Raw genomic sequence first — 19,222 nt, 5'->3', positions numbered from 1 at the left:
AAGCATATAAATTCGCGAGGTACCCCACTCTATCCACCAGGTGATTTTATCAATAGCCGCTAGCCACTCTGTGATACTAATTGCTACCGTCAGCCATAATCCGCCTACCAAATAGCCGCCAATTACATCGCTTAAATAGTGCTCGTTTAAAAGTATTCTACTGAACCCAATCAGTATCGCAAAAAAAACCGCGAAGACAAAAATGCGTACCTGCTGAATAAATTTTTGGCTAAATCGAATCAATAAGTAAGCAATAAACCCATATAAAGCAATGGTAATCGTCGCATGACCGCTTGGAAAAGAATACGTTCGCTCAACCAACAATATATTATCAGGTCTGGCACGTTGAAATAGGGACTTACTTAAGAAAGTAAAGGTAGTGCTACCTAATGTCGCGATGAGCAATCCAATGAGGACATAGCGTTGACGAAGCGACCAACAAGTAAGCATAGTTAGTAGTATAACCAAACAGGTTATCGCTGTAGACCCAAAGCTAGTTATAACGACAAAAATCTTGATGATGGGAGAGTCCTGCAATTGACTCATCTGCGCCGATACGAAATAATCCATATCCACGATAGGCTGTAATGTTATAACATCTTCAACCAAACCGATGAACCATGACACGAGATACCCCATAAGCACAAATAGAAGCGTCAGAGGCAAGCCATAAAAATGGCGACTATCAAAGCGTTGTGATAAAAAATGATAGCTTTTTGGGTGCTTATTTTTTACTCCAATCAGAAATATATTCTGTCCGAGATAACGCCTAAGCATCAACCAGTAATATCTTAATTTATTGAAAATAGATTCAGCATAGCGGACGATCACGTATTGCAATATTACCAAAAGAATAATTATAAAGAAAAATAGAAGACTAACGGTGGACAGCGGCTGATAGTCTTGTATAAAGGTAAGTGGCATTGCACAGTATTCCTTTTGGTTGATCTATACTCATATACTCATATACTCATTATAGGCATAACGCTATGAATGATGCTTGGCAATGGCTTGCGATATAACCAGGATAATCGGCTCATTAATCAAGAAGCGATACACTTGGCTATTGCCATCTGCTAGCGGATGAATATATACAAAGTCAAAGTAAGCAACAGCCCTACGTATCAGCGCCGATTGTCCATAGATATTTTTCATTAATACCTGTAGTCTTCGCAGTTTGCAAGCAATTATACCGCTACCCCAAATAAGTGCCCAATCAACGACGTTGCTACCATAGCCAAGACGCCCCAAATCACCACCCGAGCAGTAGCAGGAATAACAGGCGCGCCACCTAAGCGCGCAGAGATAATACCAAGTAGAATTAAACCAACTACAGTTAAAGATGATAATGACCATACCAATGTGCGCGCTGGTAATATCAAAATACCTATAACAGGTAATATCGCTCCGGTGATAAAAGCTAACGCAGAGGCAATTGATGCAGGAATGGGCTTAGCTTGGCTGAGATCATTTAACCCTATTTCGTCACGAGCATGCGCCTCAAGTGCATCATGCTTAGTTAGGGCGACGGCAACTTGATGAGCCAAGGCATGATCAAGCCCACGTGTCTCATAAATTTTTGTCAACTCAAACAGTTCGCGCTCAGCGTGATACGTCAGCTCATGCAGCTCTTTGTCTAAATCCGCTTTTTCGGTATCGGCTTGTGATGATACGGAAATATACTCACCAGCCGCCATCGATAGAGCGCCTGCTGTTAGTGCTGCTACTCCTGTCAGCAGCAGCGTCTGACTGCTTGGATTTGCTGCCGCAACGCCGACTAGTAAACTGGCAGTTGAAATCAAGCCATCATTTGCACCCAGTACTGCCGCTCTTAACCAATGATTGCGATTGCTTAAATGCGGCTCATCATGAATAGAATAGTGCATAGATACCCTCAACTTACGGAGATACAAATTTGAATAGATTAATGTAGGGTATAACGTTGTACCACTTCATGAATAGTCATGTAGTGTGATTTAAAACAATAAGTCGATAAGTGATAAGCAAAAAAACCAATGTTTGACTACCGGCATAGAACAATAATAAAGGCAGTGCGCGACTGTCAGAACCCACCATAAAGACATGAATACTAATAAACATATAAGCAAAGAAAGTTAGAAAGTGCAGCCAACGCCATGCTGATTGCCCAATATACTGCTTAACGTAGAAGCTAAAAGCGCAGATGAATAATAGCCAGAACCCCAATTGCCCTAATGCAACGCCCACACGCTCAGTCTGAAAACCAAAAGGTAATAAAATTTGCCATATGTTCAGATTTAAGAAATTATCTGCTAACAAAACTCCTGCATGAAAAGCTGCAAAGCCCACCGCAACCAGACTTAAATACTGATGTAAGGCAAATACTCGTGCGGCATTAAAGTGCTTACCTAATCGCGCGCTCAGCAACAAGCCAAAAACGACTGCTAGCCAAAATAAAGTATAGGCAATAACACCACTTGCTCGTGATAAATACCAAAAGTTCTTATCTGTGGCTGTTAATAGTTGAGAAACGGTTTCTCCCCACATTAATAGCGCATAACTGCCGAATCCGACAGCAATGCTTAACAGCAATACAGTCCATAAAGCCTGAATAAAAAGATTTGTTTTGAAAACAGTTTGACTGTTGGTAGGATTGTCAATGTTCATAACTATGCTCCTATGCTATCAATCAAGTTTGGTTGGACTAAATATGGATAAACAGCAGATGTCGTAATCACGTTGTTATCAGTATCAATTAACAGCGCCGCAATATGATGTTTGTTAAGCCATGTTGTTGCCGCTTTAACACCAAGTAGCACACAGTATTTAGCGTATACCTCTGCTGTCATGGTGTCCGTAGCCAGTACGGTTGCGGTCAGCACATCGCTTGTTACCGGACGAGAATAATGAGGGTGGATTAAATGATGTTGCCAGCGACCATCATGCCACCAGCGACGATAGTCTTGCCCAGACGTGGCGACAGCCCCAGAGCTGACTTTAAGGATCGCGACATCTTCATCATCGTGAACCTGCTCATCATTAGAAAAATAAGGTTTAGCAATAGCAATCCCCCAAGTAATTGGTTTATCTACTTGGTCTCTTGGAACGCCAATTGCGATATCGCCCCCCATATCCACTAAACAGGGTAGATGCCAATCATGGATTTGACTAACATATTCAGCCAACTGCATGGCGCACCAGCCTTTGACATAACCATTCAAATCTAGTGCCATACTAGATGGAAGATATACTTGATATTTTCCGTCAGTTAGTCGGCGAAGCTGAATACGTTCTATATTCTGATTGCCATAGTTGACTACAGGGGTATCTTGAAAACTTTTTTTAACATTTAAGTTAATATTTGATGTATCGCTTAGGTTAGTAAAAGGTATGGATGGCATAGACAGTTTTGGCAAAGTTTCAAATGAATGCTTATAGCCAGCTGCCCACAGGGATGTAAGTAAGGTCGGTGTCACTAATCCTTGGGTTTTTGGAACAAACTGAATCGCACGCTGTAAGACCTCAAATAACTCTGCACTCACATCAGTCCATTGGTCAGTATGCTGATTAAGTCTCATCAGCTCGCTGGTATCATCAAAACGACTGAAAACGTGTTCCCAGTGAGCCAATTTCTGCTGAACATCACTTGCTAGCAAGGCAATCCGGTTATTTATTTCCGTCTTTGAATACTGCGTGCTCAGTCTTTTAATATTCAAACTGACCTGAATATGACAACCCATCGCTAGTATGTCAAAAGTTACCAATTGCGGCGTAGTTTTATTGGGTTCGTTTATTTTCATTCGAAACCTCTCTATTTTTACCAAAAAACCAAAGTTTAATAACTGTTAATTTTTTCTCATTTATCGAGAAGAACGCGTACGAGCGACGACATCTATCTGCTCAACAGGCGCGACTTCATTGACCTGCCGCAACTGATTGATATTAGTAGGTGGCGTTGACTCCTTACTATCTTTAGGAGTAACCGCAGTTAACATGGCGGTATTCACAGGCGCAGTGTCAGTTTCTTGATTGAGTAGTATTAACCACCCGGCCATAGTGCCTGCTATTGAGACAATCATAATGCTGCTTTTAAGGGTGGCAAAAGGATCAGATTTTTTAGCTGTCTGATTAGAAGCTCTATTACCAGCTTGGGTCGGATGTGATTTGATATTAGTCATAGTAGTCATCCTCATCTTGCTGTTTATAACTGGTGGTAATTAAACGACCTTTCTCTTTATAATGCTTGTCGCCGTGTTTTTTGCTGTGGTGTTTCTCACCCTTATGTTCATCGTCATCGTGATGCTCATTTTTATAACTATCATGCTCATCGTCATCACTAAAGCCTTCTGTACCATAACCATTGCTAGTGACCGGATTTAGTACAGCGCCTAGATTGGAGTCAATATAAGTGGCACCACTATCTAAAATCACTTCATAAGCGACTGTACCGTTATAATTAATAAGCTCTGGGGTGGCCTGTAATATCGCATCAGGAGCGTTTTGTTTGGCAAGCGCTGTTGCTTGGGCAGCAGTGAGTGCAGCAAGGGAGGATTGCTGAGCTGATAAAGATTGTGTGAGTGGATTTGTTACTGCTTTAAATGAGGATAAAGAAGACGTCATGTCAGAATTTTGACTCACAGTATTTACTGCGGCTTGGATGCTATCAACGGTTGGCGATTGGATAGATAAAGCGATGACGCCACCAAAAAACACCAATGAAGTAGCACCGACAGTCAATAACAGGGGTTTTAATAGAGGTAAGCTCATAATATGTACTCCGTATATATCATTAGGGAATACAAGTAGCATACGGAGTGAATATTAACTCAAGCTTAAGAGAATGCGTTTTAATTCTTTATAGTATTTTTATAGGGCGTTTGATGGTTATTTTTTATTGCTTACCATTGCGATAAAACCATTCTCTGGTACGGAACGATTAGCAAACTCTACTCTCAGACCATGCAGCTCAGCAATTCGATTAACAATGGATAGTCCTAAGCCGCTACCTAATTGGCTTTGACCTGCTGGGCGGTAAAAGCGCTCACTCAGACGCGCTAATTGCTGTTGCTCTACACCTAAGCCATTATCTATTACTCTAATGGAATTGATATCTAACTGAAGTTCAATCAAAGAGCCGTCAGGACAGTAGCGAATGGCATTGTCTAATAAGTTTCGGATTAATAATTTGAATAATATTGGATTGATAAGAATGGGCAAAATATCGGCAGGATTATCACAGAATACGGTGCGTTTTAATTGAATATGTTTTTCACGAGCCAAACGATTGACATCACTAAGCACAATATCTGTGAGCATCAGCCAATCTGGTTTTTCTAATTGCTCAGGCGGCAATTGTTGTTGTGGTTCTATTTTGGCTAAAATCAGCAGTTGGTCAACTAAATGAGTGGCGCGCTCAATGCCATTGCTAATTTTTTGAGTATGATAAAACAGCAGGCTATCGTCCTCTATACTAGACAGCTGTAATAGCTGCTGCTCTAATAAATCCGCTTGTAGTTTTAATGCTGCAAGTGGGCTTCGTAACTCATGCGAGGCGTCAGCTGTAAAGCGTTGCTCACGTGCTAGAGTTTCCGCTACTTTAACAAATAAAATATTTAATGCCGTCACCAAAGGCTGAATCTCTTTAGGTACATCTGCGGTAATAGGACTATCATCTTGTGGCTGACGTTGTTCAAGCTCGGCACTGATTTGAGTTAACGGCATAAATCCGCGCCGAATCAACCAAATTACCAAACCGATAAATGCTAATAATCCAACCAACATCGGTAGCACTTGCACAGTCATGGCACTGACAATCATCTCTTGGCGAGAATCAAGGTTTTGACCGACAGCAATCACCTGACTTTTATGCTTATAGTCATGGTCATCATGCACATAAAATAAACGCCAGCGCTTACTGAATGGGTTTAGGCGCTGATACGCAGAATCATGCGCTTCTACAAAGCCATGCTGGTCAGCTAAAAAAGCAAAAGATTGCCCATTTTCATCCGCCATTAATAGACGTCCGTCTTTATCCCAAATAGCAAAGCCCATATAGTCATCTTTGGCATTACCAAGGTCACCTGATAGTAGCTCACTTTTTAAGTTATATATTTTGGCCGGGCGCTTTTTTTTACCTTTACTATCCTCTTGCTCATAATCGTCGTTATCGTTATCTTCTTTAGGAGCGACACCTATTAAATAGCGGGCAACTTGAGTTATTTGAGTGTCATTTATCTCGTTGATTTCGTGCCATAATCGCCACGCAATAAAGCTGGAGGTGAGTATCCATAATAAAGGAAGACCAATTAGTAAGGAAGTTAACAACCGTTGCTGGATACTTTTCATAGGCTCATATTTGCTCATATGTTAAATAAGAGAGATGAAATAAACAAGCTAAACGTAGTTGAGGCTATCGTTAGTGAGGATCATAAGCGGGATTAAGATAGTAACCGATACCACGTTTGGTCAAGATAAAATCATTGCCCAATTTTTTACGTAAATGATGAATGTGTACTTCAATGGCATTACTTTCGATATCTTGTTGCCAACCATACAGTTTGTCTTCTAAGCTCGCTCTACTATGTATTTGTTTAGGATGGGTCAGCATTTGCTCTAATATTGCCACTTCTTTAATAGTCAATTCAACAACTTGACCTTGATAAGAGACTTGCTGGGTATGAGGCTGATAAGCCACCTCGCCATAAAGGATTTCAGATTGGCTTCTACCTTGACTGCGCCTTATCAATGCTTGTAGACGGGCAATGACCTCATCTAATGCAAACGGTTTGACCAAATAATCATCAGCACCGGCATTGAGCCCCGCCACCCGATTGGCAATGGCATCGCGAGCAGTGATAATCAATACAGGCGTATCTATCTGTTTGGCTCGCCAGTTTTGTAGTACGGTCATCCCGTCACCTTTTGGCAAGGTTAAATCAAGCAGCACCGCATCAAACATACCGTCTTGCAGCGCCATTTCACCTTGCTTAGCATCGCTGAACCAATCAACCATCATGCCATGACTTTTTAAGCCGAGGATAATACCCTCAGCAATGTTGCTATCGTCTTCTATCAATAATATACGTGCCATATGTATGCCACCATTTTATTTATCTCATGTTATTCCATAGTGGACGGCTTATCTATTACCGTTTTATTACCGGCTATCATTGCTTTAATCAGATTCTGCCGTTCCCAATAACTCACAACAATAGCAGAGACAATGTGCAGCGGTACGAGCAAGTATAAACTATTGGCTAAGAATTCATGAATACCTTCCATTAAATCTTTGCTGCCAAGAATTTTTGTTTCCATCAGATAACCGGTCAAACCTAAACCTATAATCACTGCCCATAACGTAAACATCATAAGAGCTGCTAAGGGATTGTGTCCAAGATGCTCTTCATCAACGCGACGAGCACTTAAGTCAGCAAGATGGCGTTTAAGTCGCGTCGGTGTGGGGAAAAAATTACTAAAGCGTGCATAGCGTGTTCCTACTAGACCCCAAAGCAAGCGTATTACCACTAACCCTACAACGGTATAGCCTACAATTTCGTGCAGCTCGCTACCGTCTTCAGTAAAGAGTAGATTGGCAAAAATACCAGCAGCGACCGTCCAGTGTGTGATTCTGACTAAAATATCCCAAACGCGCACTTGTTTAGTTTTAGGGATGTTTGATGGCATTAAATCAGAATTATGAATCAAATTAGTTGTGTTATTGTGGCTCATGGTCGTCACTCCCTCAGTGATACACTTATTTATTGACGATATTCTGCTGCAAAAAAATAAAACTAAGCCAAATATCGTAAGCAGACTAGAGATGACTCCGTCTGTCTTATATCTATTACAACAAACGAACCTTAAGGGAAGCTTAGGAAGCTAAATTACTAGGCAGTAGTTAATATGTCATAAAACCTATAGTCTCGTAGACATGAACTTGGGTACAACACGGTCTTGAATAGCTGTTCATGTAGAAGGATAGTAGCTCGCCGCTGAAACCTCAGTAGTGCAGATCTTTTTATTGTCGTATTTTCTTAGAATGCTCAGTCTCCGATAGACTCAGAGCAGTTCAATTCAATACGTCCTAATCCAAATACAATTTTCTTATCCTTAAAACCTTATATTCAGTTAAAATCTTTTTTACTTAACAACGCAGCTGAAATACGGTCACACAATGAATATGCAACAGATTCTTGATGATATTGCCGCAGAGATGACCCTTGAAACCGATCGGGGAAAAGTAGCCGATTACATTCCACAATTGGCGCATGTCGATCCAAATCAATTTGGTATTGCAGTAGCGACACCTGACGGGCAGGTATATACAGCAGGTGCTGCGAGCACACTGTTTTCGATACAAAGTATCTCCAAAGTATTTACTTTAACTATCGGTCTTGGCAAGTTAGGTGATGGGATCTGGACACATGTTGGTCGTGAGCCATCTGGCGATCCCTTTAATTCGATCATGGTATTGGAGAATGAATCTGGTCGACCGCGTAATCCATTTATCAATGCCGGTGCGATTGCCGTGGTGGATGCCATTATGATGGGGCATGAGCCTAAAGAAACATTGGGTGAAATTCTTCGGTTTGTTCACTTTATTGCAGACGATGATTCGATCCGTTTCGACCATAGAGTGGCGGCGTCTGAGATGGAGCACAGAGATCGAAATGCGGCATTAGCGCATTTTATGAAGTCCTTTGGTCATATAAAGCACGATGTGGATAAAGTACTGGGGGTTTATTTTCATCAATGCTCAATTGCAATGAATTGCCAACAGTTAGCCCGTGCAGGTCTTTTTTTAGTGTCTAATGGTGTCAATCAACACACAGGGGTAAGGGTGATTAATGCACAGCAGTCTCGACGGATCAATTCGTTAATGATGATGTGCGGTCATTACGATGGTGCTGGTGAGTTTGCCTATCGGGTCGGTCTGCCGGGTAAAAGTGGAGTTGGTGGGGGTATATTAACGATAGCGCCAGGTAAAGGATCCATTGCTGTATGGTCACCAGGGCTTGATTATGTCGGAAACTCCAAACTTGGGTCAAAAGCATTAGAGATGCTGGTACAGAAAACGGGCTGGTCTGTTTTTTCGCATTAAAAACTGCAACTTAATTTTTTAATTGAGTATGACCAGATTTATTGTCTAAAAATCAGATGACTGGATTTCTCTAATTGTTGTCATGCAAGCCGCTGTTAAATGTCATTGTACATTTTCAGCGGTGCTCTATAGTGAACTCAATACTGATTTAACTATCTTTTAACCTGGCTTTATAATGTACTAATAACTACAACATTAAATATATATATAAATCGGCATGATTACCGAATATGTCATTAAAAAAATATAGGACAAGGAATTAAACAGGTATTAAGTTACAGCAGTATTATTTAAAAAAGAGTCTTTAACAAAGAAGATTCTTTAATATAATCAAAGTGGTTCAATTTGCTCCAGAATCCTCTTAACATCTTCTTAACGTCGTATTTGCTACCTTAAAAGATGACACCCTTTTTCATTCTATTAAGAAGTTCGTGTATGTCCAGACAGACAACTCCTAATACAAGCACAACAGAAGCCAATCAGCTCAGTACTGCTAAAGTCAGCATTGCCAAAAATAAAAAGATACTCAACGATAGTAGTAAATTCTATAACCGTGAGATTAATCTTAATTATCTTATTGTCGTGATTGCGCTATATCTAGTTGCTACCGCAAATATTGGATTTTTTGAGCAAGTTCTGAGTGTCTATCCTTTGAGCACAAATATAGGCTTCATATTTTCTCTTACAGGCTTGCTGTTTGGATTAATGTGGTTGGTGCTACAGCTATTTTGCTATCGTTCAACAACGAAAGTAGTGCTGGTCATCATGGTAGTCGTTGCAGCCATCTGTGGCTATTTTACTGACGCCTACGGGACAATATTTGACCGTGATATGTTAGTCAATAGTTTACAGACTGACCAAGCTGAAGCGATGGGGTTAATGGCACCCAGCTTTATTATTCGATTGATATTATTAGGCGTCATACCCGCTTTTATTCTTAGCAGGGTTCGTATAAAAAGATTCTCTTGGCGACAAGCTACTATACAAAAAGCGATTACCTTAGTGTTATCTGTGGCGTTAATAGCAATTTGTCTGGTTCCATTTGGTGATCAATACGCAAGTTTTTTTCGTCAACACAAACAGGTCCGTTATTATGCCAACCCAATTACTCCTATTTATTCCGTTATTAAACTGGGTACAGATTATGTAGATGAGTTAAGCCGTCCTGATGCGCTCATACTGCATGCAACCGATGCAAAGCGAACGACAATGAGTAGAACAGCCAAACCTAAATTAATGGTCTTTGTAGTAGGAGAAACCGTTCGAGCTGATCATATTGGCTTAAATGGTTATCAGCGCGATACGATGCCCCTGCTTGCCAAGCAAGCTGATATTTATAGTTTCAAAAACGCCGCTTCCTGTGGGACTTCTACAGCGTATTCAGTGCCTTGTATGTTCAGTTATGCGAACCGAGAAGACTACGATGTCGATACTGCGGAATATAATGAGAATGTGCTAGATACGTTACATAAACAGGGTGTCAATGTTATTTGGCGAGACAATAATTCTAGCTCTAAGGGCGTGGCAGACCGTGTCATTTTTGAAGACTATAAAACCCCAGAGTTAAATTCCAATTGTGACGTTGAGTGCCGAGATATTGGCATGCTTAATGGTTTTGATAAATTGGTTAAATCAAACACAGCGCCAAAAGATACGCTAGTTTTACTACATCAAATGGGCAATCATGGCCCTGCGTATTACAAACGTTATCCTCAAGCGTTTGAGGCTTATAAGCCTGTGTGCATGACCAATGAGCTTTCTAAGTGTGACACTCAGTCGGTTATTAACGGCTATGACAATGCGATTCGTTACACGGATTACTTCTTAGATAATGTTATTAAAACGCTCAAACCCTATCAGCAAGATTATGATGTAATGATGATATATATTAGTGATCATGGGGAAAGTCTTGGCGAAAAAAATGTGTATTTGCATGGTCTTCCATACAGCATAGCGCCCGATGCGCAAAAGAAAATCCCTGTTATTATCTGGTCACCCACGAGTAATAGTATCGATGGCAATAGCTTATCTCATATGACCAATCAGCCGGTATCACACGATTTTATTACACCGAGTTTGCTTAGCTTCTTTGGTGTGATGACCCAAGAAGTGGCATCAGCCCCAACTTTCTTTAAGACAGCAGATTAACAGTCTGATTAAGAACATAAGTACTCAAACGCGAGACCTTTATGTACAAGATACTTATTATTGAAGACAATCCCGATATTGTGGCTAATATTTATGCCTTTTTTGAACAAAAGGGGTTTGAGCTTGATAATGCCCATAACGGCTATAGTGGCTTAGCATTAGCTGCAAATAATCGTTATGACGTTATATTGTTAGATGTGATGTTACCGGGTATGGACGGTATTAAACTGTGCAAAGAGCTTAGAGAAAATTTACATGATAAAACGCCCGTATTAATGCTGACGGCCCGTGATACTGTCTTGGATAAAGTTGCAGGGTTTGATAGTGGTGCTGATGATTATGTGGTTAAACCATTCTCACTGGTCGAACTAGAAGCCCGTATCAAAGCATTAATACGTCGCTATCAAGATGAACATTTTCAGCATAGTATAGAAATAGGGGCATTGACTCTTAACGCAGCTGAACACAGTATCAAACGTGAAAACACGCTTGTTAAACTGACTCCTACCGGATTCAAAATTCTACAGACGCTGATGAGCGCATCGCCGCGCGTGGTCAGCAAAACAGAGCTAGAGGAAAAGGTATGGGGACAAGATATACCAAGTAGTGATGCGCTGCGCACCCACCTACATAGCATCCGTGCGCAGGTTGATAAGCCGTTTGCCAAGCCTATGATTATGACCATACCAGGCGTTGGCTATCAGATAATTGACCCTGAGCATTAATAATGCAGCTCTTTTTTACATCTGAATAAGTAAATACTATGTTTCATGTAGACTCTATAGCCAATAAACTTCGTCTCTCTTATTTAGTATTTGCCATATTACTATGTGTTACTTTCGTCAGTATATTCTTATATGCTGAGATGCGCATCGAACAAGAATTAGTCAAAGGTCGGCTTCTACAACAGCTACAACTCAGTCAAGAAACACAGGGTGAGCAGCCTATTTATGTCGCCAATCCTGATATTAAAATCTACCGTTATGATAATGCGCCCGAGAATTTAAAAGCGATAGCAAACGAAACCGTCCAAGAGATACGTGTCACTGTAAGTAATAAAGCAGGTAAAACGGAGACTAATCTGCATTTTTTCGCTTATCGACAAAATGACCAAAATTATATTTTAACCTATTTAGAAGGTAATGAAATGGTGATGGAAAACTATCCCGTTTTAGCAATCTTCGAAAATTTAGAAGATATCTTTGCTGATGCGCTGAAATTTGCTGTCGTTTTGAGTTTGCTAATCGCAGCCCTATTCTCTCACTTATCTTCTAAGCAAATCATCAAGCCTTTATTAGATTTGAAAAAAGCAGTAGAAACCGACCATGATAACTTAACTGAGTTAACGCACTTACCTTCAGAAGTGGGCGTATTAGCACGAGCTATTGATGAGAAAAATCATAAACTAGAGCAATATCTAAAACGCGAGCAACTGTTTACAGGCGATGTCAGTCATGAGTTGCGAACCCCATTGACCATTATTATGGGCGCATCTGAAGTGTTAGCCTCACAGCTGGAAGACAATAGTCGATTGAGTGAATTCGCCAATCGTATCAGTACTACCGCCAAAGAAACCTCCGAAATCATCAGTGCATTGTTACTCTTATCGCGCGCTCCTGAACAGCTAGAAACACCAAAAACGTCTATTAATACCATCGCCTTTAGCGAAGTGACACGCTTAAAATATTTGCTACGCCATAAACCTGTGAGTTGCAAAATCATTGCTAATGAAGATTATGTGGCATTGGTGCGACCTGAATTACTAAAAATGGCATTGGGAAACTTAATCAAAAACGCATTTCAGTACACAGATGATGGTGAAGTGCTCGTGACTATTGATGCTAAAAAGATAACAGTGACTGATACAGGACTTGGTATTCCTGAAGTGATGATGCCGCTGTTATATGAGAGATTTGAGCGACTGAGTGATATCAATACAGGCAATCAGGCAGAAGGAACAGGTCTGGGTCTAAGCATTGTGCAACGAATCACGGCTCATATGGGTTGGCAGTTAACGCACCAAGCCAATAAGACTGGTGGCAGCACGTTTAGTATTTACTATAATAAGTAACACTTATAAACCCTTATGCTACTTCATGCTTCAGCTATCTTAACGCTTTCTTAATAGCCATTGTCTTATACTAATTTTATAAAGATAGCATCCCTCAATGTTAATGAGTATTAAGCATTCAATATGAATAAAATCAAATCTAAACCTAAAACTCGAACGGAAGCTAATCAGCTGCTTGCACCCGATAGCTATGCGAATGAGAATAAAGGCAAGAAAGGGTTTTCTCGTATTGTTAAAGCCACTGGTTATTCTTTAGATGGTTTTAAAGCCGCTTACAAGTATGAGGCAGCCTTTAGACAAGTTTTTTGGCTGAATATTATATTGTTTATAGCCATAATATTTATCCCTTTTGATATCAGCGTAACAATGATACTGATACTCGCCTCTTTTTTATCCCTTATCGTCGAGCTCTTTAATACAGGTATTGAAGCCAGCGTTGATCATACCTCAACAGACCAACATCCACTCGCGAAAATAGCTAAGGACGTTGGTTCTGCTGCACAGTTTTTGGCGCTATTACTGTTGTTAATTCTATGGTTAATGGCATTACTTAGACTTTTGTATTAAGTAATACTTAGGTATATCGCACGTTAATGTACTTTATAAGGCTTATCAATGACTATAGCAAACACTCCATCTCATTGGGGTTGGCTCATACTACTGTGTTCAACTATTATTGTGGCTTTGACATTTGAGCATAGCCAACTAGATGTTTATATTAGTGAGCTTTTCTATGCAAATGGACATTGGTTACTTGAAAAAGGGGCACAGCCTTATGCTTTTATTTTTTATGATTTCCCTAAATTGCTCTTAATATTGCTAGCTGTTTATTTAATGATCGTTTTAATGATCGTTTTAATGATCGTTTTAATGATTAAATATAGACAACTTGTGAACGCTACTCCTTCCATTAACTACTCTAAATTTAATAGATTTCTTATAGCATTGTCTTTTCGTGAAATAAGCTGTTTGTTAATTATCTTAATTGTGGTACCTACGCTTATTGCGACACTCAAAGGGATCACACATGTTAGCTGCCCAAATCAGCTACGTCTTTTTAACGGAGACTTGCCTTATCTAAACCTTTGGCAAGACATGAACATTATGATGCCAACACGATGTTTTCCGGCTGCCCATGCCAGTGCCGGTTTTGCTTTATATGGCTTTGCCTATTTACCTAGTCTAAAAAAGCAGCAAGTCAACATTATTATTTTAGCAAGTATCTTAGGCTGGACTATGGGGCTTTATAAAATGCTCATTGGCGATCATTTTTTTAGTCATACCTTAGTATCAATGTTGCTGTCATGGACCATAGCATATGTTATCGCTATGATTTTTTTCCCTAAGACTATTGAGTTATGCTGAATCAGCAGTAGAGTATATCTACTCACTTGGGTCAGAACCGGGTGGAAAGTCATGGCGTAACTGTGCCACGTTAGCTGCGGTGACGGTATCGGTAAAATTATTCAAATCACTATGCACATATTGAGTGACCGCGGCTATTTGCGCATCACTCATCATGCTGTGAAATGAGGGCATTCCGCGTAATCCATTAACGACCACGCTGATAATATAATATTTAGATTCCATCTTACTGTTGTCTTTAAGCGGCGGATAATAGCCTGCTCCTATCGCGCCCTCGCCTTTTGACATATGACAGCCAGCGCAGGAATCATCATAGAGCTTTTTGCCATTAGTAGTAATAAACCCCTTTTTACCTTCACTACTACCTTCAAATTTTGCTAGCCACTTTTGCAGCTTAACATCCTCTGCCATCTTCGGTATCAAGTTGAAATTAACGATATTAGCTGGAGGCGCTCTCAGCTCCTCTTTCGTCATGTAGACTGCACCCCACGCGCCGTTATTGCGACTGGCTTGATTATCAAATACGTTTTGTGCGGCTTGCAGATTGGCAAGGATGGCTGTTTGTGCGGTTTGGTCTTTGTTATAGCGACTACAGCCTGATAGCGCAACGGTAGCTCCGATAGTCAATATCGTAGCCATAACAAGCAGGTTTGGTTTGATCATATCCATGATTACCTCTGAATTTATTATAATTACCCACCTTCATGATTTTACCTATTAACCAATCTTTTTTGCTTTTTGATGTAGCCGACTTGCCGCATCCATACCGGATAAAATTGCCCCTTCTTGCCACGCTGGAATATGCGAGCAATGCTCACCTGCCAACACGATACGGTGATCAATACTACACAGCGTATCGTAATATTGAGTACGGCTTGATTCACTCCAAATACCATAGCAGCCAAGCGACCATGGAATACGATGCCATGCAACCGAGGTACCAGAGCGGAACTCTTTAGTGTATTGTGGATGAATATATTTACCATACTCTAAGGCGGCATTAATACGCTCTTTTGGACTTAAGGTATTAAACTTATAGGACGCTTCGCCAAAACCGTAAGCACCAAGCAGCACACCTGAGCCGGTGGTAAACATATCGTGTGAGGGATAGGAGATTTGGGTAATTGGCATATCGGTGTAAGTGATACCACCATAAATCCATTCATCTTCTTCCCAAAAACGGCGGTTAAACTCTAAGCCTACTTTGTATGAGCTGTCATAGGGTACCGCTGCCATGGCTTGCTTCATCGGTGCGGAGACGTTAATGTCCATTTGGGTCAATACGGATAGTGGGATGGTACAGATACACCAATCTGCGCGCACGGTTTTGGTTGCGCCAACAGGATTGTTACTATTGCTGCTGCTATCGACGTAATCGACAGTGACGCCACTCTCATCTTGATAAATCTTAGTCACTTTGGCATTAAACGTAATCAACTCTCGGCATTCGCGGGTGAAGGCATCCCCGATTTTGCCCATACCGCCGACAGGTTGGAACATCGCTGGTTGATGGTCATAAATCGTATAATTGCTATAAATATCCGACCACATACCTGAATTTAATAGCTTATCCATCGGTATTGGCGTCGAAGGTTTGGCATCAGGCATCAAGCCGCCACCCGGATAAACGCTATAGCCGCGATGCTTACTGGTATCATGGCTCTTAACATAGCGATAATTGTTATCAAGGACACCCCAGCCCTTTAACCCTTCTAACAGCTTTTCTTTGTCCTCTTTATTGACCGTCTTATCGAGGCTGCCGGTATTGACCGCTTTGGATAATAGTTCTGAGACATAACCACGGATGTCGCTTTGCACTTCGCCTAAACGCTGAGGCGCGCCATTAAAATGCGTGGTACGATGTAAATAGGCGCGGTCATTGGTTTGGATAAAAGGCTGCAATGCCACACCAAATTTTTTACAATAATGAAAGACAGCATAATGATGAACGGGAAGTCGCCACGGTCCACCGTTAAAGTAGTTGCCTTTTTTAAAGTTGCAGGTTACTTCGCCACCACCCAATTCCGTATATTTATCACCAGAATTTAATGTCCAACTGCGTCCGCCACCGCGATTTTGGAACTCAAGAACCGTGACTTTATAGCCAGCTTTACGTAGCTCATAAGCGGCAGTCAGTCCACCAAGTCCTGCGCCAAGAATAACGATACTAGCCCCAGCAGGCGCACCTTTTAAATTCATCTCTTGTTTAAAACTAGATTCAGAGGCAAAGCCTAACGTGGTCATCGCCTGATACATTGCTGTCGCCCCTGCGGTCTTACCAATCATGGAGAGCAGCTGCCGCCGGGTAGGCGATTGAAACCTATCGTTCATATCGTTCATTTTATTATCCTTGTTATAAAGCTTTCTTCCATGAAAGTAGATAGTGACTGGCGTTTTTAAAGCTAAGTTAAAATCACTTACTTTAGTATGCGTTTGACGTCAGCAGCACTCACATCACTACTTGGTAGACCACCGAAATTTACTCGCACATAATTAGCGATACCCGCAATTTGAGCATGACTTAATTCTTTCTCAAAGCCTGGCATTTTGGGTACTGTGTTTAATGCCCCTTTTGCGCCATAAGCAATGACATTGATTAGCGCATCAGGTTTAGCGCGGCGAATACTACTCAGTCCTACGATAGAAGGATAACGTGCATCAGGCTGCGCGTAGCCATCTACACCGTGACAGCTAGCACAGGCGGCAAGATATAGCGCTTTTGATGAATTTCGGTCGTTATTAGAATCAGTATTAGTCGTAGATTTTACCTGCGCCAGATAGTCTTTTTGTTCGATTAAATTGTAGGTAATAGAGCGACTAACCGGACTGGGTAGCCGTGATGTATCTACAGGTATCACGTGATTGTCAGTCTTAATGATAGGGACAACTTTTAGATAAGCTGCCATTGCGCTTAAGTCGCCATCGGTGAGATAGCGGGTACTGTGAGCAACGGCTTCAGCCATAGGTCCACCGGCATAGACGCGTTTATCCAGCATACCCGTACGTAGATAAGTGACAATATCTTGCTCGCTCCAACGCCCGATGCCGCTATCATTATCTGGCGTAATGTTAGGCGCATACCACTTACCCAGTGGCGCACCGGATAAATACTTGTCCTTATCTAGACCTTGCGTGAGGTTGCGCGGCGTATGACAAGTGCCGCAATGTTCTAAGTTATTAACCAGATATTCACCTCGTTGCTGAGTTTGGGTGAGCCCTGAGCGATTTTCGGTAGAAGGTACGTTAATCACATTCCAAGCCAACATTAGCGTACGAATATTTAACGGAAACGGTAAATGCGTGGTTTTTTCAGGAGCTGCTTCTACTGGTGGTACCGTCTGGAAATAAGCAAATAAGGCGCTAATATCAGCATCATTTATGCCATGATAAGACGGATATGGCATAGCAGGATACAGCTGATGAGTGGGCGCACGACCTTTTTTCAGCGCTTTTTTAAAGTCAGTCTCAGTATAGTTACCGATACCATAACGCGTGGAAGGGGTGATATTGGTTGAATAGATATTACCAATGGGCGTTTCAATGGCGACGCCACCGCTATAGTCCTCGCGATGACACGCCATACAGTCAGCAGTGCGGGCAATATATGCCCCGCGATTGGCCAAATTACTGTTAGCAGGGCTGACATTCGGTAAACTCGTCGCATGAGGCAGGCGTACGCTATCCGCCATGACAGCGCTGGAAGCCATACTTAGTGTAAGTGCTGATAATATTACAGATATTGGCTTCATAATATCCTCACAGGGCTAGCAAAAACTGCTTGAAGATGAATGACCTTGCAACACTTTTATTAAAATAAACGGTTCTAATTATCATAGCGTAAATAACTTCAAGTCATACAAAATTCGAGTAAAGAATTATTCTAAATTATTAATTTTATTACTGTCTCCAATCTTTCATTATGCAATCTAAAGTATAAGAAAAAATTGTTGCTGAAGTTGCGAAGAGAGACTAGAAGTGGAATTTTCAATTTATGACAACCTAAGTAAATTACTAATGTTTGCATTAGTAACTTGATAATAATTTAGGCATTAAAAAACTGAAAAAAGAGAAAATTCAAGGAAGGAAAATTGATGGTGAAATAAGCTTCTGCCGTCAAAAAAGAGGTGTTTTTAAATAGTCAGTATTTAATTGTTAAAGATTATTTGAAATAATAGGGCTTATGTTTGCTTTTAATAAACATGGTTCCCTAATTAATACTTGGATATTCGGTTTTAGCCTAAGTTATTTCAATGGATGTGTGCTATTAAATTGCATCAGTGTATATCTGAGTGTACTTAATGAGCTTGGCTTCATAGTTTTTTAACTGTGAAATCAGATGATGTTTTTATTGTGGACGGCACTGTAGGAACTAAACAGTGAGTTATAGTCCCAGTTTTTACTGACCTTCTCTATTTTATCCCAATAATAATACCAACGAGTAATTTATAGGTTGGCTCAATCAGTAGCCTTATAAAGATAGATTCAAATATACAAAGTAGGCTATCACTTGTAATAGTAATCATTTAAAATAAGTGCGATTTCTGCAAATTCATATTACA

At 40.8% G+C, this 19,222-nt stretch carries 19 protein-coding genes; 6 read left to right on the top strand and 13 right to left on the bottom strand.

All coding sequences use genetic code 11. From position 1 onward, the window contains the following. The 10 genes from H2245_RS11330 to H2245_RS11285 all read right to left on the bottom strand — a co-directional run. The coding region (locus H2245_RS11330; protein ID WP_182407521.1) for a phosphatase PAP2 family protein at nucleotides 1-924 on the bottom strand (924 nt) is incomplete at its 3' end. Nucleotides 925-987: 63 nt separating this feature from the next. Further along, nucleotides 988-1,155, bottom strand: coding sequence for a Fic family protein (locus H2245_RS11325; RefSeq protein ID WP_182407520.1), 168 nt, complete (start codon nucleotides 1,153-1,155; stop codon nucleotides 988-990). A 32-nt stretch (nucleotides 1,156-1,187) separates the two neighbouring features. Next, nucleotides 1,188-1,886: a VIT family protein gene (locus H2245_RS11320; protein WP_182407519.1), complete on the bottom strand. Its 699-nt coding sequence runs from the start codon at nucleotides 1,884-1,886 to the stop codon at nucleotides 1,188-1,190. A 76-nt stretch (nucleotides 1,887-1,962) separates the two neighbouring features. Further along, on the bottom strand, nucleotides 1,963-2,646 hold the full coding sequence (locus H2245_RS11315) for a ferric reductase-like protein (RefSeq protein WP_182407518.1): 684 nt from the start codon (nucleotides 2,644-2,646) through the stop codon (nucleotides 1,963-1,965). A 2-nt stretch (nucleotides 2,647-2,648) separates the two neighbouring features. Next, a complete protein-coding gene (locus H2245_RS11310; RefSeq protein WP_182407517.1) occupies nucleotides 2,649-3,779 on the bottom strand; it encodes an FAD:protein FMN transferase in 1,131 nt (376 codons plus the stop codon). Between the two features lie 60 nt (nucleotides 3,780-3,839). Next, complete coding sequence (locus H2245_RS11305) at nucleotides 3,840-4,157, bottom strand: hypothetical protein (protein ID WP_182407516.1); 318 nt, start codon at nucleotides 4,155-4,157, stop codon at nucleotides 3,840-3,842. Next, complete coding sequence (locus H2245_RS11300) at nucleotides 4,150-4,746, bottom strand: hypothetical protein (protein ID WP_182407515.1); 597 nt, start codon at nucleotides 4,744-4,746, stop codon at nucleotides 4,150-4,152. The genes H2245_RS11305 and H2245_RS11300 overlap by 8 nt, the downstream gene beginning before the upstream one ends. Before the next feature lie 117 nt (nucleotides 4,747-4,863). Next, entirely contained in the window at nucleotides 4,864-6,324 is a 1,461-nt protein-coding gene (locus H2245_RS11295; protein WP_182407514.1) for an ATP-binding protein, read from the bottom strand. 70 nt (nucleotides 6,325-6,394) lie between these two features. Continuing rightward, nucleotides 6,395-7,069: a response regulator gene (locus H2245_RS11290; RefSeq protein WP_182407513.1), complete on the bottom strand. Its 675-nt coding sequence runs from the start codon at nucleotides 7,067-7,069 to the stop codon at nucleotides 6,395-6,397. Nucleotides 7,070-7,098: 29 nt separating this feature from the next. Beyond that, nucleotides 7,099-7,707, bottom strand: a complete 609-nt coding sequence (locus H2245_RS11285) for a cytochrome b/b6 domain-containing protein (protein ID WP_182407512.1) — start codon at nucleotides 7,705-7,707, stop codon at nucleotides 7,099-7,101. A gap of 445 nt (nucleotides 7,708-8,152) precedes the next feature. Here H2245_RS11285 and H2245_RS11280 point away from each other — a divergent pair, with 445 nt between their 5' ends. The 6 genes from H2245_RS11280 to H2245_RS11255 all read left to right on the top strand — a co-directional run bounded on the left by H2245_RS11280 (nucleotide 8,153) and on the right by H2245_RS11255 (nucleotide 14,663). Then, complete coding sequence (locus H2245_RS11280) at nucleotides 8,153-9,079, top strand: glutaminase (RefSeq protein ID WP_259365205.1); 927 nt, start codon at nucleotides 8,153-8,155, stop codon at nucleotides 9,077-9,079. A gap of 435 nt (nucleotides 9,080-9,514) precedes the next feature. Continuing rightward, nucleotides 9,515-11,227, top strand: coding sequence for a phosphoethanolamine transferase (locus H2245_RS11275; protein ID WP_259365204.1), 1,713 nt, complete (start codon nucleotides 9,515-9,517; stop codon nucleotides 11,225-11,227). Between the two features lie 41 nt (nucleotides 11,228-11,268). Beyond that, nucleotides 11,269-11,952, top strand: a complete 684-nt coding sequence (locus H2245_RS11270) for a response regulator transcription factor (RefSeq protein ID WP_182407510.1) — start codon at nucleotides 11,269-11,271, stop codon at nucleotides 11,950-11,952. A 38-nt stretch (nucleotides 11,953-11,990) separates the two neighbouring features. After that, nucleotides 11,991-13,298: a HAMP domain-containing sensor histidine kinase gene (locus H2245_RS11265; protein WP_182407509.1), complete on the top strand. Its 1,308-nt coding sequence runs from the start codon at nucleotides 11,991-11,993 to the stop codon at nucleotides 13,296-13,298. Nucleotides 13,299-13,421: 123 nt separating this feature from the next. Continuing rightward, nucleotides 13,422-13,865 carry a diacylglycerol kinase gene (locus tag H2245_RS11260; protein ID WP_182407507.1) on the top strand — a complete coding sequence of 148 codons (444 nt, stop codon included), beginning with the start codon at nucleotides 13,422-13,424 and terminating at the stop codon, nucleotides 13,863-13,865. Between the two features lie 48 nt (nucleotides 13,866-13,913). Beyond that, nucleotides 13,914-14,663 (top strand): PAP2 family lipid A phosphatase, encoded by a 750-nt coding sequence (locus H2245_RS11255; protein WP_182407506.1) that lies wholly within the window; start codon nucleotides 13,914-13,916, stop codon nucleotides 14,661-14,663. 18 nt (nucleotides 14,664-14,681) lie between these two features. On the opposite strand, the gene H2245_RS11250 is transcribed toward H2245_RS11255, so the two are convergent. From H2245_RS11250 to H2245_RS11240, 3 genes are all read right to left on the bottom strand, one after another. Further along, nucleotides 14,682-15,332 carry a cytochrome c gene (locus H2245_RS11250; RefSeq protein WP_182407504.1) on the bottom strand — a complete coding sequence of 217 codons (651 nt, stop codon included), beginning with the start codon at nucleotides 15,330-15,332 and terminating at the stop codon, nucleotides 14,682-14,684. Between the two features lie 48 nt (nucleotides 15,333-15,380). Continuing rightward, a complete protein-coding gene (locus H2245_RS11245) occupies nucleotides 15,381-16,994 on the bottom strand; it encodes a flavin monoamine oxidase family protein (RefSeq protein WP_182407525.1) in 1,614 nt (537 codons plus the stop codon). Nucleotides 16,995-17,080: 86 nt separating this feature from the next. Then, nucleotides 17,081-18,412, bottom strand: a complete 1,332-nt coding sequence (locus H2245_RS11240; protein WP_182407502.1) for a cytochrome c — start codon at nucleotides 18,410-18,412, stop codon at nucleotides 17,081-17,083. Between the last annotated feature and the right edge of the window lie 810 nt (nucleotides 18,413-19,222).

Origin of the sequence: Psychrobacter sp. GP33 (assembly GCF_014119005.1) — a bacterium.
GTDB lineage: Bacteria > Pseudomonadota > Gammaproteobacteria > Pseudomonadales > Moraxellaceae > Psychrobacter.
This window is presented reverse-complemented; position numbering and strand designations above follow the sequence as displayed.

Bases quoted from the DNA above. Each gene is read 5' to 3' on its own strand.
- H2245_RS11325 (WP_182407520.1), bottom strand. From the start codon at position 1,155: ATGAAAAATATCTATGGACAATCGGCGCTGATACGTAGGGCTGTTGCT.
- H2245_RS11320 (WP_182407519.1), bottom strand. From the start codon at position 1,886: ATGCACTATTCTATTCATGATGAGCCGCATTTAAGCAATCGCAATCAT.
- H2245_RS11315 (WP_182407518.1), bottom strand. From the start codon at position 2,646: ATGAACATTGACAATCCTACCAACAGTCAAACTGTTTTCAAAACAAAT.
- H2245_RS11310 (WP_182407517.1), bottom strand. From the start codon at position 3,779: ATGAAAATAAACGAACCCAATAAAACTACGCCGCAATTGGTAACTTTT.
- H2245_RS11305 (WP_182407516.1), bottom strand. From the start codon at position 4,157: ATGACTAATATCAAATCACATCCGACCCAAGCTGGTAATAGAGCTTCT.
- H2245_RS11300 (WP_182407515.1), bottom strand. From the start codon at position 4,746: ATGAGCTTACCTCTATTAAAACCCCTGTTATTGACTGTCGGTGCTACT.
- H2245_RS11295 (WP_182407514.1), bottom strand. From the start codon at position 6,324: ATGAAAAGTATCCAGCAACGGTTGTTAACTTCCTTACTAATTGGTCTT.
- H2245_RS11290 (WP_182407513.1), bottom strand. From the start codon at position 7,069: ATGGCACGTATATTATTGATAGAAGACGATAGCAACATTGCTGAGGGT.
- H2245_RS11285 (WP_182407512.1), bottom strand. From the start codon at position 7,707: ATGAGCCACAATAACACAACTAATTTGATTCATAATTCTGATTTAATG.
- H2245_RS11280 (WP_259365205.1), top strand. From the start codon at position 8,153: ATGAATATGCAACAGATTCTTGATGATATTGCCGCAGAGATGACCCTT.
- H2245_RS11275 (WP_259365204.1), top strand. From the start codon at position 9,515: ATGTCCAGACAGACAACTCCTAATACAAGCACAACAGAAGCCAATCAG.
- H2245_RS11270 (WP_182407510.1), top strand. From the start codon at position 11,269: ATGTACAAGATACTTATTATTGAAGACAATCCCGATATTGTGGCTAAT.
- H2245_RS11265 (WP_182407509.1), top strand. From the start codon at position 11,991: ATGTTTCATGTAGACTCTATAGCCAATAAACTTCGTCTCTCTTATTTA.
- H2245_RS11260 (WP_182407507.1), top strand. From the start codon at position 13,422: ATGAATAAAATCAAATCTAAACCTAAAACTCGAACGGAAGCTAATCAG.
- H2245_RS11255 (WP_182407506.1), top strand. From the start codon at position 13,914: ATGACTATAGCAAACACTCCATCTCATTGGGGTTGGCTCATACTACTG.
- H2245_RS11250 (WP_182407504.1), bottom strand. From the start codon at position 15,332: ATGGATATGATCAAACCAAACCTGCTTGTTATGGCTACGATATTGACT.
- H2245_RS11245 (WP_182407525.1), bottom strand. From the start codon at position 16,994: ATGAACGATAGGTTTCAATCGCCTACCCGGCGGCAGCTGCTCTCCATG.
- H2245_RS11240 (WP_182407502.1), bottom strand. From the start codon at position 18,412: ATGAAGCCAATATCTGTAATATTATCAGCACTTACACTAAGTATGGCT.